At 64.5% G+C, this 13,130-nt stretch carries 11 protein-coding genes and 2 pseudogenes; 10 read left to right on the top strand and 3 right to left on the bottom strand.

What is annotated here, in order from left to right; translation table 11 throughout:
- Window positions 1–7 precede the first annotated feature (7 nt).
- The 9 genes and pseudogenes from MNY60_RS01310 (at window position 8) to MNY60_RS01270 (ending at window position 7,801) form a co-directional block, all read left to right on the top strand.
- Window positions 8–631 carry a GIY-YIG nuclease family protein gene (locus tag MNY60_RS01310; RefSeq protein ID WP_242359868.1) on the top strand — a complete coding sequence of 208 codons (624 nt, stop codon included), beginning with the start codon at window positions 8–10 and terminating at the stop codon, window positions 629–631.
- A gap of 9 nt (window positions 632–640) precedes the next feature.
- Window positions 641–2,542, top strand: coding sequence for a DNA sulfur modification protein DndB (locus MNY60_RS01305; RefSeq protein WP_242359867.1), 1,902 nt, complete (start codon window positions 641–643; stop codon window positions 2,540–2,542).
- 8 nt (window positions 2,543–2,550) lie between these two features.
- Window positions 2,551–3,468 (top strand): hypothetical protein, encoded by a 918-nt coding sequence (locus tag MNY60_RS01300; RefSeq protein ID WP_242359866.1) that lies wholly within the window; start codon window positions 2,551–2,553, stop codon window positions 3,466–3,468.
- A gap of 79 nt (window positions 3,469–3,547) precedes the next feature.
- Window positions 3,548–4,011, top strand: a pseudogene (locus MNY60_RS01295) (transposase); the annotation flags it as partial.
- A 105-nt stretch (window positions 4,012–4,116) separates the two neighbouring features.
- A complete protein-coding gene (locus MNY60_RS01290; RefSeq protein ID WP_242359933.1) occupies window positions 4,117–4,500 on the top strand; it encodes an IS66 family insertion sequence element accessory protein TnpB in 384 nt (127 codons plus the stop codon).
- Window positions 4,501–4,503: 3 nt separating this feature from the next.
- Complete coding sequence (gene tnpB / locus MNY60_RS01285) at window positions 4,504–4,899, top strand: IS66 family insertion sequence element accessory protein TnpB (RefSeq protein ID WP_308197107.1); 396 nt, start codon at window positions 4,504–4,506, stop codon at window positions 4,897–4,899.
- A 13-nt stretch (window positions 4,900–4,912) separates the two neighbouring features.
- A pseudogene (locus MNY60_RS01280) lies at window positions 4,913–5,293 on the top strand (IS66 family transposase zinc-finger binding domain-containing protein); the annotation flags it as partial.
- A gap of 214 nt (window positions 5,294–5,507) precedes the next feature.
- Entirely contained in the window at window positions 5,508–6,584 is a 1,077-nt protein-coding gene (istA, locus tag MNY60_RS01275; RefSeq protein ID WP_242359864.1) for an IS21 family transposase, read from the top strand.
- 45 nt (window positions 6,585–6,629) lie between these two features.
- Window positions 6,630–7,801 (top strand): IS3 family transposase gene (locus tag MNY60_RS01270; RefSeq protein ID WP_242359863.1). Its coding sequence is split into 2 segments (ribosomal slippage): window positions 6,630–6,897 and window positions 6,897–7,801, totalling 1,173 coding nucleotides; the frame shifts between segments, so codons are not numbered across the junction.
- Here MNY60_RS01270 and MNY60_RS01265 read toward each other — a convergent pair.
- Window positions 7,747–8,082 (bottom strand): hypothetical protein, encoded by a 336-nt coding sequence (locus MNY60_RS01265; protein ID WP_242359862.1) that lies wholly within the window; start codon window positions 8,080–8,082, stop codon window positions 7,747–7,749. The two genes, MNY60_RS01270 and MNY60_RS01265, sit on opposite strands and share 55 nt — an antisense overlap.
- A 264-nt stretch (window positions 8,083–8,346) precedes the next feature.
- Here MNY60_RS01265 and MNY60_RS01260 point away from each other — a divergent pair, with 264 nt between their 5' ends.
- On the top strand, window positions 8,347–8,628 hold the full coding sequence (locus MNY60_RS01260; protein WP_242359861.1) for a hypothetical protein: 282 nt from the start codon (window positions 8,347–8,349) through the stop codon (window positions 8,626–8,628).
- Window positions 8,629–9,263: 635 nt separating this feature from the next.
- On the opposite strand, the gene MNY60_RS01255 is transcribed toward MNY60_RS01260, so the two are convergent.
- Together MNY60_RS01255 and MNY60_RS01250 are read right to left on the bottom strand one after the other, a co-directional pair.
- Window positions 9,264–11,612 carry a UvrD-helicase domain-containing protein gene (locus MNY60_RS01255; protein ID WP_242359860.1) on the bottom strand — a complete coding sequence of 783 codons (2,349 nt, stop codon included), beginning with the start codon at window positions 11,610–11,612 and terminating at the stop codon, window positions 9,264–9,266.
- Window positions 11,609–12,496 carry a hypothetical protein gene (locus tag MNY60_RS01250; protein ID WP_242359859.1) on the bottom strand — a complete coding sequence of 296 codons (888 nt, stop codon included), beginning with the start codon at window positions 12,494–12,496 and terminating at the stop codon, window positions 11,609–11,611. Before MNY60_RS01250 ends, MNY60_RS01255 begins: the two co-directional genes overlap by 4 nt.
- Window positions 12,497–13,130 lie beyond the last annotated feature (634 nt).

Here is a 13,130-nt window from a genome sequence, read left to right as displayed (position 1 = left end):
GACGCGGATGGACGAGGTGTTCACAACAGTACAGTACTGCCAGATCGCGTCTGCTCGTGATCGGGCGCTGCGGCTGCAGGATCGTCCCGCCGTTTACGCCTGGTATCGGCGTCTACAGCTTGGGCAGGAAGCAGGCGACGCAGAGCAGTTCGTCGCCGCCGTTAATGAACTGCTCGCCGCACGGCTTTCGCCGCCGCACGACGCCACGCTAGGGTATCTGTACGCCGTAACAGTCCAGGAGACCTCCGGTGGGCTTAGCGAGAGGGGGGCCGAGCTCCTTGAGGCCGTGTCGCGTTCTGCTGATGCGCGGCGGGAGCTGAGTGCGATCCTGGAGCTCGCCTCGCCGTTGCAGGCGCCGTTGTACGTCGGGAAGACGGTCTCCCTAAGGCGTCGCATCGCAGACCATATCGCCGGTGGGTTCGCGTCCGAGCTTAAGTCGCTGCTCGGGGAAGCAGGCATCAGACTCGATCAGTGCATTCTCAGGTATCGCTACCTTGACAACAGTGCGACGCTCGCCGCCGCGATCGAGCGTGCGGGGATCGGAGGCGCCGCGTCCGATGCCGTGTGCCTTCTCGTCGAGGAATTGTTGACGCGGCTTAGTCCTGCTGCTTTCGTTCGGCGCCCAGGCTAGGAGACATGCGTGAAAATCACGAAGACCGCGCAAGTAGAACTCACCCCGGAGCTCCTCTACCTCCGAGGTCAGTTCCACCTGTGGCAGTACCGCATCCCGTATTACCTGTGCGCGGTCCCGTGGGACTTCGCGAGAACGCGATTTACGCTCATCGACGAGCTGCCGAGCAGCGCCCGCGAGGAGTGGAGTCTGTCGGAGCTGTTTCAGCGTGAGATTGACTGGAAGCGCATTCAAACGGAGCTGGTGAAGTACCTGAAGTCTGAGACCCAGCCGCAGTTCTTCAACGCGCTTACGATTGCGCTACTCCCGCGCGAGGGCGACACGTTCGGTGGCGAGTATAAGCCGCAGAAGTTGCCTGCGATGGACGATCCGAACCTCGAGCCGGTAGCTTCGGTAGGCGGCGTCCAGCTCCAAGCCTTTAAGGACTCAGGGAACTCGGCCGGGAAGCTGCGTTGGGACGCAAAGACTACAGTCGCTGTCGCTGTGGACGGGCAGCACAGGCTTGCGGCGATCAAGGAACTCGGAAACCTGGCTGACGCAGCGAAGCGGGATGTGTCGTCGGTGCCGGTATTGTTCCTCGTGCCGGATCCGGCCGCAGGTCTGTCGCTACCCCCTCAACCAAAGGGGACGGATCCGATCAAGGCGACGCTACGGCGAATCTTCATCGACCTGAACAAGCACGCGAAGGACATTCCGCAGGCGCGAGAGATCCTGCTTGACGATCAGGACGTTCATCGGGTGTGCGTCCGACGGCTAGTTGCTGATCGCTTGACAGAAAAGGAGCAGGAAAATCGAATCCCGCTCGGGCTTGTCGACTGGATGTCCGAAGACAACAAGATCGACACTGGGCCGTTCGTCACGACGGTGCTGCTGCTGGAGGCGCTTGCGATTGAGGTGCTTGGGAAGCGTATCGCCCATGGTGAGTTCGATGATGACGAGGAGTGGGCGGACGGAATCGAGCAGGAGATCGAAAAGATCCAGAGCTGGCTGACGGACAAGTTCGATCCTTCGAAGAAGATGTTGGATGCGCTGATGGCGCAGGTTAGGCGCTGTTTTGATCAGCAGGTGCGCCTCGCCTGGACTCCAGAAAACCTTGATCAGCTCGCCGACCGTTTCGAAGCGCTATGGAGCCCGCACCTCTTCCGGATTTTTAGCGAGATCCAGCCATACAGAGAGCTGTGGGACTTCTGCAGGTCCAAGGGCTTGCTGAAGCCTGAGCTGGTGAACCTCTACTCTGCCCGGGAGATCGAGACTGGCGAGAGGGCGAAGAAGCGCGCGATGGAGATTCAGGAGGAGATCGTACGCAAGGTTCCCGACTGGAGCGCCACCGAAGATTTCTCGAAGCCGCTCGACGAAATCGAGGTCAAGTACAAGAAGGGGCGGTGGCCGTTCTTCGTCGTGTTCCAGAAGGCGCTCTTTCGCTCCTACGCGGAACTGCGGCGTCAGTATCCCGAGTTCGTGAGTGATCGTGGCGGAAATGGGCCTGCGCTTGAACGGTTTACGACGCTGTGGATCAAGGGAGTGAACCGACTTCTCGCGACTGACCTGTGCTTGCAGGACGCGACTTTTTCCCGTCCGGCGCAGGCGTTCTGGAAGGGGATCGGACTGAAGCCTGACGGAAAGGTGGACTACAGCAACGCTGGCTGCGAGAGACTGTCGAAGTGGCTGTCCGCGTGGATCGTCATGGGCGCGTTGGAGGACATACCGACGTTTAATGAGCTCCAGAAGGCGGACGACGGGCTCTCTCTCATTCTCCTAAACCTGCTGAAGAAGACGCCGGTGCGAAGAGGCTTCGAAGATCTGGCCAGAAGCCAACTCCCGGCTAACGCGTCGCAGGCGAAGATCGAGGCCACAGCGAGAGAGTATCTGGAAAGGCGTTACGATGCCTTTCGTGGCATGCTTGGACAATAATGGCCGCGATGCCAGCGCGCCTCTGTCGCGACACGGACGCCGACACTTACCGGACGCTGTTCGATATCGAGGCGTACCTCCGGTTGCTGGCCCGGTGGGAATTGCGCGGCCACGCCGGTCGTAGTTGGGCCGGTACTCTGAGCGCAACGGTGCGGTCTGATGCCGAGAGCCGGCGCGCGCAGGAGCTGGCGGATGGCATTATCGACCCGCTGGAGTCCGGGCTGCTTTCGTACGTGCATCTTTCCGACCTGAAGGACGTGTTAGTAGGTCCATTGTGGGCAAAGTGCTCGCGTCATTGGCGTGCATCCCTTGATATCGTCAAGAGTGAATTCAAGAAGCTGATCGCCGTGCGGAACAAGGTGGCCCACTTCAGGCCGGTCACCGACTGGGATGCGAAGGTGGTGGTCAGGTTTGCGGAGGACCTCACGAGATGGACCCGGCCGTATCGTAAGCTCCGGGAGTTTGAAGTGTCATGGAGCGCGCCGGGCGATGTGACGGAGGAGGTGCTCGGTCTCTTGCGGAAGCACTCGCTCGAGCCCGTTGCTGCTGAGCTTGCGGGAGTTGCGGTCCCCCCTGGTGACCAGTTAAGCGCGGCGGTTGTGGGGCACCATGTTGCGCTGCGGCTGAAGAGAAGTGCTGGTGCTCTAAGTTCTCAGCGGGTCACGGCGCTGCTGTCGCGTAACGAGCGGGACGTTACGATAGCGCGAGTGGGAGAGTTCGGCGGGTCGCTCGAGGTTCTAACGCCGGCTGCTTGCGGTTCAGATGCGATTGTTGCGCTGGCACGCGATATCGTGAGCTCCGCCGATGAGGTGGTGGAGGGTGTCTCATCCGAGGAGCTTGTGTCGGCGTTTGGTCTGGACCGGCACGAGGGTGTCCTCACGTCCGCCGTGACGTTCCCCGATCCCTATGAGTATGCGGAGGGGTAGTGACGTTCCCCCCGAAAACTGGACGGAAAGTGACTTCAGGACTTCGCTTGGTTGAGTCCCTCGCGGAAGGGGATCACCGATGCGGAAGTCGCGGTTCACCGAAGAGCAGATCGCGCACGCGCTGCGCCAGGTCGACACCGGGGTGCCGGCTGCCGAGCTTTGCCGGAAGCTCGGCATCAGCGAGCAGACGTTCTACGTCTGGAAGAAGAAGTACGCTGGGATGGGCATCACCGAGATGCGACGGGTAAAGCAGCTCAAGGACGAGAATCGGCGACTGAAGACCCTCGTCGCGGACCTCACCCTGGACAAGCACATGCTCCAGGAGGTCCTGCAAAAAAAATTCTAAGGCCCGCTGCGTTGCGACAGCGCGCCGATTGGCTCGTCGGCGCGTTCCACATCAGCAGGCAGCGGGCCTGCAGACTCATCCGGCTCGGCCGGTCCACGTACTACTGGCGGAGCAAGGCGACAAACCAGACGCCACTGCGAACGAGGCTCCGTGAGCTCGCCGCGGCGCGGCCCCGCTTCGGGTATCCGCGGCTGCATGGTGACCGCCCGGTAGACCGCATCTACGTAACCGCCCGGGGGTGGGCGTGTGGCGTGCGTGATCTCGGCCGGGCGATCCTCGCTGCTCTCACAAAGGAGAGGGCGATGCGCGAGGACGATCGGGCGAGGTGGACGAAGCTGGTGGCGGACTACGAGTCGGTGGATCTCAGCCAGCGCGAGTTTGCTCAGGAACGAGGGATCTCGCTCAGCAACCTGCGGTACTGGATCTATACGCTCCGCAAACAGTCGCGGCCGCTCGTGACGGAGGGCGCGGAGCGCTCTGATCAAGGCCCCGATCGCGCCGCCGCGCCGGAGGGCTCGCGTCTCGTGCCGGTGCGCGTGGTAGCCTCCGCGCCGAAGGCGCGGCAAGCGGCGGCGATGCCCGCCAACGACGGGCTACTCGAGCTGGCGCTGGCGTCGGGCACGCGCATCCGGTTCCCGGCGGGCACCGACGTCATGTACCTCCGCGCTCTCGCAGCCTCGCTGTAGCCCGTGCTCACCATTCCGCGCTCGGTCCGCATCTTTATCGGCTCGACGCCGATCGACATGCGGAAGTCCATCGACGGCCTGCTCGCGATCGTCCAGGACGAGCTCGCCAAGGATGCGTACTCGGGCCACTTGTTCGTCTTCGTCTCGCGCCGGTGCGACCGGGTGAAGATCCTCACGTGGGACAAGGGCGGCTTCGTCCTCGTCTACAAGCGACTCGAGCGCGGGCAGTTCAAGCTCCCTCACATGGACCCATCGACGATGGCCGTCGAGATCGACGCGACGCAGCTCGCGATGCTGCTCGACGGCATCGACTTCGGCCGCGTCCGCCGACCGGAGCACTGGCAGCCCCACGCGGATCGTCCGGACGGTCATCCCATGGACAAGCCCGCTCCGCCGTGATCTACAGTCACCGATGGGCGGCGGCGACCATCGGTGCGAGTGGCGAGAGCGGGCCGAGGCGCTCGAGGCCAGGCTCGCCCAAGTCGAGTCTACGCTCGAGAAGCTGCAGCGTGACCGGTTCGGCCCGCGCTCGGAGAAGATGCCGCCCGTCTCGGAGGCGATCCGCGATCCGGCGCGCGCCGAGACCGAGCGGATCGCTTCCCAGCAGAAGCGCTGCGAGAACGCCGAGAAGAAGCGCCAACTCGTCACCCGCAAGATCGTCCACGAGGTCCGCGACGATCAGAAGACCTGCCCCAAGTGCGGCGGTCACGACTTCACGACGCTCGGCGAGGGCAAGACAACGGAGCTGTACGAGCTCGTCCCCGCACGCGTCGAGCGCCAGGTCCACGTCCAGCATGCGGGTTCCGGCCCATGCCGATCACCGATTCCGGTCCAAGCCGATCGGGGATTCCGGTCGAAGCCGATCACCGATTCCGGAGCAAGCCGATCGCTGAACGCCTGACCCGGTGACTCGCCGTAGCGGGCGCTCGGAAGCGTTGACGCCGCTGGGTAGTCCGCCGCTGATGCCGCCTCCACAAGGAGGCGGGATGGCGGCCGAGAGGCTACCGATGCGGAAGCTGCGGGAGATCATCAGGCTGAGGTTGCAGGCCGGCCAGTCGGGTCGGGCGATCGCGCGGAGCTGCGGGATCTCGCCGAGCACGGCGCGCGAGTACATCGGGCGCATCGAGCTCGCGAAGCTCGGGTGGCCGCTGCCAGCCGGGCTCGACGACGACGAGGTCCTCGAGAAGCTGCTCTTCCCCGACGAGCACAAGCCGGTGTCTAACCGGCCGGAGCCGGACTGGGCGTGGGTGCACGCCGAGCTGCAGCGGCGGCACGTCACGAAGATGCTGCTCTGGCAGGAGTACAAGGAGGCGCAGCCGGCGGGCCTCCAGTACAGCCAGTTCTGCGACAAGTACCTGCGGTGGGCTCGGCCGCTGTCCGCGACGATGCGCCAGGCGCATCGGGTCGGCGAGAAGACCTTCATCGACTTTAGCGGCGACGGCATCGACGTGGTGAACGCCGTCACAGGCGAGTGCCACAAGGCGGTGCTCTTCGTCGCCGTGCTGGGCGCATCGAACCTAACGTACGTCGAACCGGTGCTGCACCAGGATCTGCCGACCTGGATCGGCTGCCACGTGCGGGCGTGCGAGTACTTCGGCGGTGTGACCGCGGTGTGGGTGCCGGACAATCCCAAGGTCGGCGTTACGCGCGCCGACCGGTACGACCCCGACCTCAACCCCACGTACGCGGAGCTGGCCCGGCACTACGAGGTGGTGGTGATCCCGGCGCGGCCGCGGCGCCCGCGCGACAAGGCGAAGGTGGAGGCCGCCGTGCTCATCGCGGAGCGGTGGATCCTCGCCGCGCTCCGCCACCGGACCTTCTACTCGATGGACGAGCTGCGAGCCGCGGTGGCGGAGTTGATGGAGCGCATCAACGCCCGTCCGATGCGCCGGCTCGGCAAGTCGCGGCGGCAGCTCTTCGACGAGATCGAGCGGAGCGCGCTGAAGCCGCTGCCGGTGCGCCCGTACGACCTCGCCGAGTGGTCGAGGCCGAAGGTGGCCTTCGACTACCACGTCGAGCACGACGACCACTTCTACAGCGTCCATTACTCGCTCATCGGCGAGAAGCTCGATCTGTGGGCTTGATCCGGTTTCGTGGACACCTGATGAAAGGCGTCTACGGTGTCCGACATGGCCGAAGGGCGGAAGCACCGGCAGCGGCGTAGGTTCACGGACGAGTTCAAGGCCGAGGTGGTGAAGAAGGTCCTCTCGAGCGGCAAGACCGCCGGGCAGATCGCGCGCGACCTCGACCTCACCGAGACCGCGGTCCGGAGCTGGGTGAAGCAGGCGCAGGTGGACCGGGGCAAGGGCCCGCCGGGCGCGCTCACGACCGCGGAGAAGGAAGAGTTGGCCCGGCTGCGCAAAGAGAACCGGGAGCTCCGCGAGGATCGGGAGATCCTAAAAAATGCGGCGGCCTTCTTCGCGAAGCAGCACAAGTGAAGTTCGCGTTCATCGACGCGGAGAAGGCCCACCACCGCATCACGAAACTCTGCAGTGTGCTCAAGGTCTCTCGCGCCGGCTTCTACGCCTGGTGCGGACGGCCGCCGTCCGCTCGCGCCGTCGAGGATGCCCGGCTCACGATCCTTGTCCGAGAGGCGCACGAGCGCAGCCGGCGAACCTACGGCAGCCCGCGCGTGCTGGTCGAGCTCGAGGCGCAGAAGGTCTTCGTGAGCCGCAAGCGCGTGATCCGCCTGATGCAGGCGGAGAAGCTCGTTGCGCGCCAGCGCAGGCGGTACCGCTCGACGACGGTGAGCGACCAAGACCAGCCCGTCGCCCCGAACCTCCTCGACCGGAAGTTCCAGGCGACTCGGCCGAACGAGAAGTGGGTCGGCGACACGACCGAGCTCTCGACCGGAGAGGGCCGGCTGTTTCTGGCGGTGGTGCTGGACCTGTTCTCGCGCTTCGTCGTCGGCTGGGCGCTCTCCGCTTCGAACAACCGGCACCTCACCGTGAAGGCGCTCGATATGGCCCTTCAGCGCCGCGGGCCGACGGGCGAGTTGCTCCACCACTCCGACCAGGGCAGCACGTACGCGAGCGACGACTACCAGGCGGCGCTCGACGCGCGAGGGATCACCTGCAGCATGAGCCGGCGCGGCAACTGCTACGACAACGCCGCGATGGAGAGCTGGTTCTCGACGCTCAAGGCCGAGCTCGGCGAGCGGTTCGAAACCAACGCGGCCGCGAAGGAGCAGCTGTTCGAGTACATCGAGGTGTTCTACAACCAGCAGCGGCGTCACTCGGCCATCGGCTACGTCAGCCCGGCCGAGTTTGAGAGGGCAGCACGGTTGCGGTTAGTGGCGTAGCGAACCTGTCCACCGAACCGGATCAAGCCCACGTCGCCGTTCTGCTCCTTGGCGCCGATCTCCGTGGTGCGCGGCGTCATCCCGAAGTGCCGCAGCAGCGCGAGGTACTCCGAGTTGAACGGCCGCCGGTGCCCCTCCACCCGCGCCTCCTCGCCGCTCGGGATCCGATGGGTCGCCGCCGTCGAGTTGTCGGTCTGGCTGAACTGCGGCACGCCGCCGAGCTGGAACAGCGCGGCCTGGATCCCTCGGCGCAGCGCGGCCAGCGACTCGGACAGGCACACCGTCGCCCACTGCCAGTGGAGAACGGCAGGGTGAACACGCAGAGCAGGTGCGCGAAGAGCTCGCCGGCGATGGTGACTCGCAGCGAGACCACCTCAGTGAAGTCCACCTGGCACGCCTCCCCTGGCCGGTGCACCTGCGTGAACATCACCATGCGGGCAGGTCCGCGCTGGGCGCGCCACTGGCGTACGCGACGCTGCAGCGTGCGGAGCTGACCGGGCTCGTAGCGCCCCGGATGCTCCTCGCAGAGCACCTCGAAGAGCGTCTTGGCCTCGAGGCCGGGCGCCTGCTCCAGCCTGGCGGCGAGCTCGTCCCAGAACTCTGCGAACGGATCCGACCGCGTCCGCCAGGTCCTCGGCGAGGCCATCTCCGACGGCAGCTTCGCCGCCTTCACGTACTTGCGGGCCGTCTTGCGGTCCACCCTGGCCCGCATGGCGGCCAGGCCGACCTTCCCGTGCTTCGACATCTCCTCCATCAGCTTCCTCACCTGCCCGTCCGTCGTCCTCACCCTGCCACGTTCTGCCGCGAAGGCAGGCGGTCGGGGCTAGGTTCCGGCGGGCCTCAGTGATGGGGAGGTGTAGTTGTCGCCGGTGGGGAGGTGTAATTGTCGTCGAGCACGATATGCTGCTCCGCGTCCAGACGCACCCCGTGTCGCGGATCGACGAGCTGCTGCCGCACAACTGGAAGCCACCCGAAGCCCAGCCGTCGGCCTGACGCTGGTCGGCGGCGAACACGAACAGAGACACGAGGAGGATCGAGAGCCCGCGCCGGAACGGGCGGCGGGACGCCTACGTCCACACGACCATTTCCGCCGGTTACGCTGCCGCACCCTTGGACGCCACTGAACCGAGCCGTCGGCCTGAGCAGGGTCGGCGGCGAACTCGGAAGATAACGATGACCAGGAGGGGGAGCCCCGCAGCGGCGCGGGCACATCGGAGAGCTAGGTCAATACGTCCAAGGCCGGGCGGTTACTGATCGGCCGCTCCTCGGTACGAGCGCGGGTTCACCGGTACTGCTGTCCGAGGAATTGGAACGCGCTCGTCACCCCCCGCGAGGTCCCTCTTCGATTTGCGCACGAACAGGCGAACAGGAGCGGTATCACGCCGTGCTTGGCAGGCCGGAGGTGGCGAAGGCCGTGCTCGCTGTCGGGGAACGGCGTAGCGGCGCGCAGTACCCGCGCCCGTTACGCGGAGTCCGCGACCCTTTCCGCTGCGAGTAGTCCTCGCTCCACTGCCATAGCCAGAACTGGATTCGGAGCTGAACCCTGGCCATTCGCGATAACGAGCCGGTACCGGGCCCTTGTGAAGCTTACGTACATCTCACGCAAAGCCTGCTGCTCCAACACCATGGACAACGCGTCGTTACCTTCGACCCGAGGCGGAACCACCCCTTGCTCGAGCCCGATGGCGATCACGGCGTCGAACTCCTGGCCTCCGACGGCCTCTGGCCTCGCGAGAACCACTGCGGGGCGCTGCGCGTCCAGTCGCTCGCCGCGCCGCGTGAGCACGCGTACTGGGAGATCCGATGCCATCAGAATGGCTTCCGTGGAGCCCCATCGTGCTTCGGCATGGCATACAACCCCGATTTGGCGCACGTTCTTCTTCCGAAGGGCACGAATCTGGCGGAGAACGAATTTCCCAAACTCTGCGCTGGATGCAGGGGTGACGACGACCGGCTTCTCAGCAAGCGGGTGCTCGTCCGGAATTACGGTGACGGTCTTTGCCGTGAAGTCCGGGAACTCGGCGCCAAACAAGTCGGTTGTTCGTTGCACGACGAAGAACGCAAGCTCGAGGATCGCCTTCGTGCTCCTGTGAACGGTCTCCAAAGCTTCGTCTGCCAACCTGTCGAAGCCGAGCAATCCCAGGCCCGCTGACGACGTCGCGCGCGTCTGCTGGGCTTCGTCCATCGCCAGTGCTACCGGCACATGAGGTGTGGTGCCGGTCGTCAAGAGCGGGAAAATCTTGCGCTCGTTTTCGTCGAACAGTTGCGTTTCATCCACGAACACGTGGTCGTAGCCGAGCTTCTTCCTCCGCATCTCCCAGATGGGAGAGCGCAGTCGCAGTAGAAGAGACATGGCGAGGTCGTCCGCGTCGAATACCTCGAGCTTCTCGAACACTTCGCGGTGATAGTGCTCGAACACATCGAACACGATATCCCGCTCAGCAGGGGATAGAGCGCCATGCAGGCGGCTGAGCCGACGCTCGGACTCGACGTACCGCTTGCGGTCTCGTACCAGACCGTGGCCCTTGATCGCTGTCGCAATCTCGTCCGCGATCAAGCCGCCCACAAGGGGAAAGATGGCTTCATTCTGAGAAGCCGACGAAAACACCTTGCTCTCTCGAATGCTCGCGGCGTGCTTTTCGTTCGCGAGTACTGCCCGAAGCGACTCCTTCACCTGTTCCACTTGGAAGAGCTTCGTCTCGTACGCATCTGCGTCGATGACCGGTGTCTCCTCTATGCCGAGAGTCTCGCGACTGTAGTCGAACAGCGTTTTCACGTCGAGACGGCGTTCGCTTCCTTCGAGGAACCGCTCTCCGCCGAGCGCGAGAAATCTAAGCCACACCGTGTTCTTCATCGCCGAGTTGTGAACGACGTACAACACGCGAGCGGGAGCCGCTGCCGTCTCAGCCGCAGTTAGTCGGCGCATAGCGAGCAGCATCATCAACAGCGTCTTGCCAGACCCTGCGGCCCCGACCAACCTAATGGGCTGCCGATCCATGTGACCCGATTCGAGAATTCTGCGCTGAGCTGCCGTGAGCCGGCTGTCCGGCGCAGTCCATTGTTCATACGTGAGCTCATCGATGGACGACGGCCCCGAGGTTTCTCCCACCCGCTCCAGCGCTGGAATCTCTCCGACTGGCCCCTCGGCGTCCGCCCGAAGAGCGCTCACGGGGGTGAATCTGTCCCTGAGATTCGCAAAGAGCGTCGTCTCGGCTTGTGGCCGCAGCATCGCCTCCGCCAACAACCCGTTCGCGGCCTTGGCGACCACATGCAGGGCCGGGGTCTCCTTAAGCGCTGCCTCACGAAATGCAGGCATTTCAAAAGTCGGGCCGATGCAGAGCACAGCTCGCTGCCGGGTGCTCCCGGTCATCACATCCGCTTCGACGAACGCAATGCGGTTCCGGATTGCGTCGGGGCCACGGCCAGAAACGCACGTGTGAACTCCGCCCTCGTGCGCGTGGTGAATGACTGTGGAAACGAGCACCAGTCCCTTCAGCCGTTGGCTGCAGACGTAGAGTTCTCGCTCAAAGACCTCTTCCACAAATGAGACATCCAGCAGGCCGTAGGGAGATTCGAGGCGCAGTATGCCCCACGGCTCCTCTCCCACGTTCGAGACGTAGTCAGCATTCCAAAGCGCAAGAACCCTTGCGTCAGCAGTGGCGCAAACACGAAGAGAGCCAATCGCGAGAACCGTCTTCGACAGCCCCGCGGTATCTGAGAGTTGAGGAAGGGCTTCTGCGAGCGCGCGTCGATGCTCTGGCTGGCTCAACAACCAGTCGGCCGTACGTTCCGTGATGGCGAGATACTTCATTGGCGTTCTCCCAGCTCACCAGCGAACGCGCTGACCGTTTCTTCGGAGAAATCGGGCGACCCGAGCCTGGAGTATAGAGCGATGTACCTCGTCAAGAGATCTGCCAAGAACCGACTCTGTAGGCGCACGCGCTTCGTCGGCTTCTCCTTCGCGAACGCGTCAATGCCTGGGCACAGCGGTCTAATCGGCTCAAGCGCGACGGACCAGTCGCGCATCTGCGGATCCATGGCCGTATCGAACACGTCGATCGGGGCAGACATCGGGTACCGGAACAGCACGACGGAATGGGTCGGTACTCCGGACCAGTCCAGATCCGCCTCGTCGCAGGGGAGAAAGTGCAGGTCTGTGCGGAGTGCGTTAGTAACGATGCGCTCACGAAGGTCCCGCCACTTCTTGTCCGAGAACAGCAGGCCAAGGTCTGCCAGCGAAGCCGTGCGCGCATTCGAGAACACAACTGCGACGTGGCGTAGGCCAGCCGCGACTCGGGCGAGTGCCTGTTCGGCGAGCTGCACGCCGGACGCCTTCGCGTTCTCGAGTGCCGCTCGAAGTGCATCAGCATCCTGCTTCCGAAGCGCACGTGGGAACCGGGGAAGTCCCAGGTTCCGACCCGCTTCGAGTTTGTCGAGGCAGGTGTTCATCTCGGCACGCACTTCGGCGAGAAACCCTGTCGTCGCGAACCAAGCGTGGACCGGGATGACCGGTAGATACGTGAGGGTCTCGACCTTCCGGTTCTGCAAGTCGCACGCGGGCGTTACGATGATCCCGGAAACCGACGGCCATTTGAGGAGGCCGTGAGTTGGCAGCCCACACCAAATGTCGCCCGGCCGGTGCTCCGGGTCCGGCAGGTGGTCAAAGTACTGCCGTGCGGTCACCTTCGGCTTCAACGGCCGCCCCCTCGTGTTGGCCCAGGTTCCGAAGGTAGATGATGATCTGCGAGCGGGCAACCGCCTGAGCGCTCGCGTGCGCGACGCAGGCCCTCGCCGTGGGACACGCTCGTGCAGTCCAGCTCTTTGGTCCCATCCTGGCATGCCGCTATCGCCGGATGCGACGCTCGGCGGACGTCGCGTGGGCGGCGGTCGAGCGGCGGACGCCGCAACAGGCGCGGTGGCGCGCCGGCTATCGGCGCGCCGGATGATCCGAAGTGCCGCTCGCGTCGGCCGTCCATGCCGCCCGGTCGCGCCAATCGGGGTCAGCGCCTCGGGATCGAGCCGCTCCAGTCCGACGCGCAGCTCCACGCTCGGCGAGCTTGTCGACGCTCCGGGAGAAGGTAAGCCGCTCGCGCGAGCAGAGCAGGACGCGGCTCCACTTCGTCTCGAAGACGATCAAGAAGCTGTCGTTGCGGCTCGTCACGCCGGAGCGCCTTGCCGAGCGTCTCCGCGAGATGGAGCATGAGGGCGCGTCCACGAACAGCATCCACCTCCACCGCCGCTCATCGGCGTCTTGCACAACAAGGCGACGAAGTGCGGTCCGTCCGTCCCGGCGGACCGGTCCGGTGTTGCTGCTAACCTGCTGCTGGAC

It is taken from the genome of Anaeromyxobacter sp. SG17 (assembly GCF_022690695.1).
GTDB lineage: Bacteria > Myxococcota > Myxococcia > Myxococcales > Anaeromyxobacteraceae > Anaeromyxobacter > Anaeromyxobacter soli.
The sequence above is the reverse complement of the archived record's forward strand: the minus strand, read 5'-3'. Positions and strand labels throughout refer to the sequence as shown.

Excerpts from the sequence above, each read along its gene's own strand:
- MNY60_RS01310 (WP_242359868.1), top strand. The coding sequence starts at position 8 with ATGGACGAGGTGTTCACAACAGTACAGTACTGCCAGATCGCGTCTGCT.
- MNY60_RS01300 (WP_242359866.1), top strand. The coding sequence starts at position 2,551 with ATGCCAGCGCGCCTCTGTCGCGACACGGACGCCGACACTTACCGGACG.
- MNY60_RS01290 (WP_242359933.1), top strand. The coding sequence starts at position 4,117 with ATGCGCGAGGACGATCGGGCGAGGTGGACGAAGCTGGTGGCGGACTAC.
- istA (WP_242359864.1), top strand. The coding sequence starts at position 5,508 with ATGCGGAAGCTGCGGGAGATCATCAGGCTGAGGTTGCAGGCCGGCCAG.
- MNY60_RS01255 (WP_242359860.1), bottom strand. The coding sequence starts at position 11,612 with ATGAAGTATCTCGCCATCACGGAACGTACGGCCGACTGGTTGTTGAGC.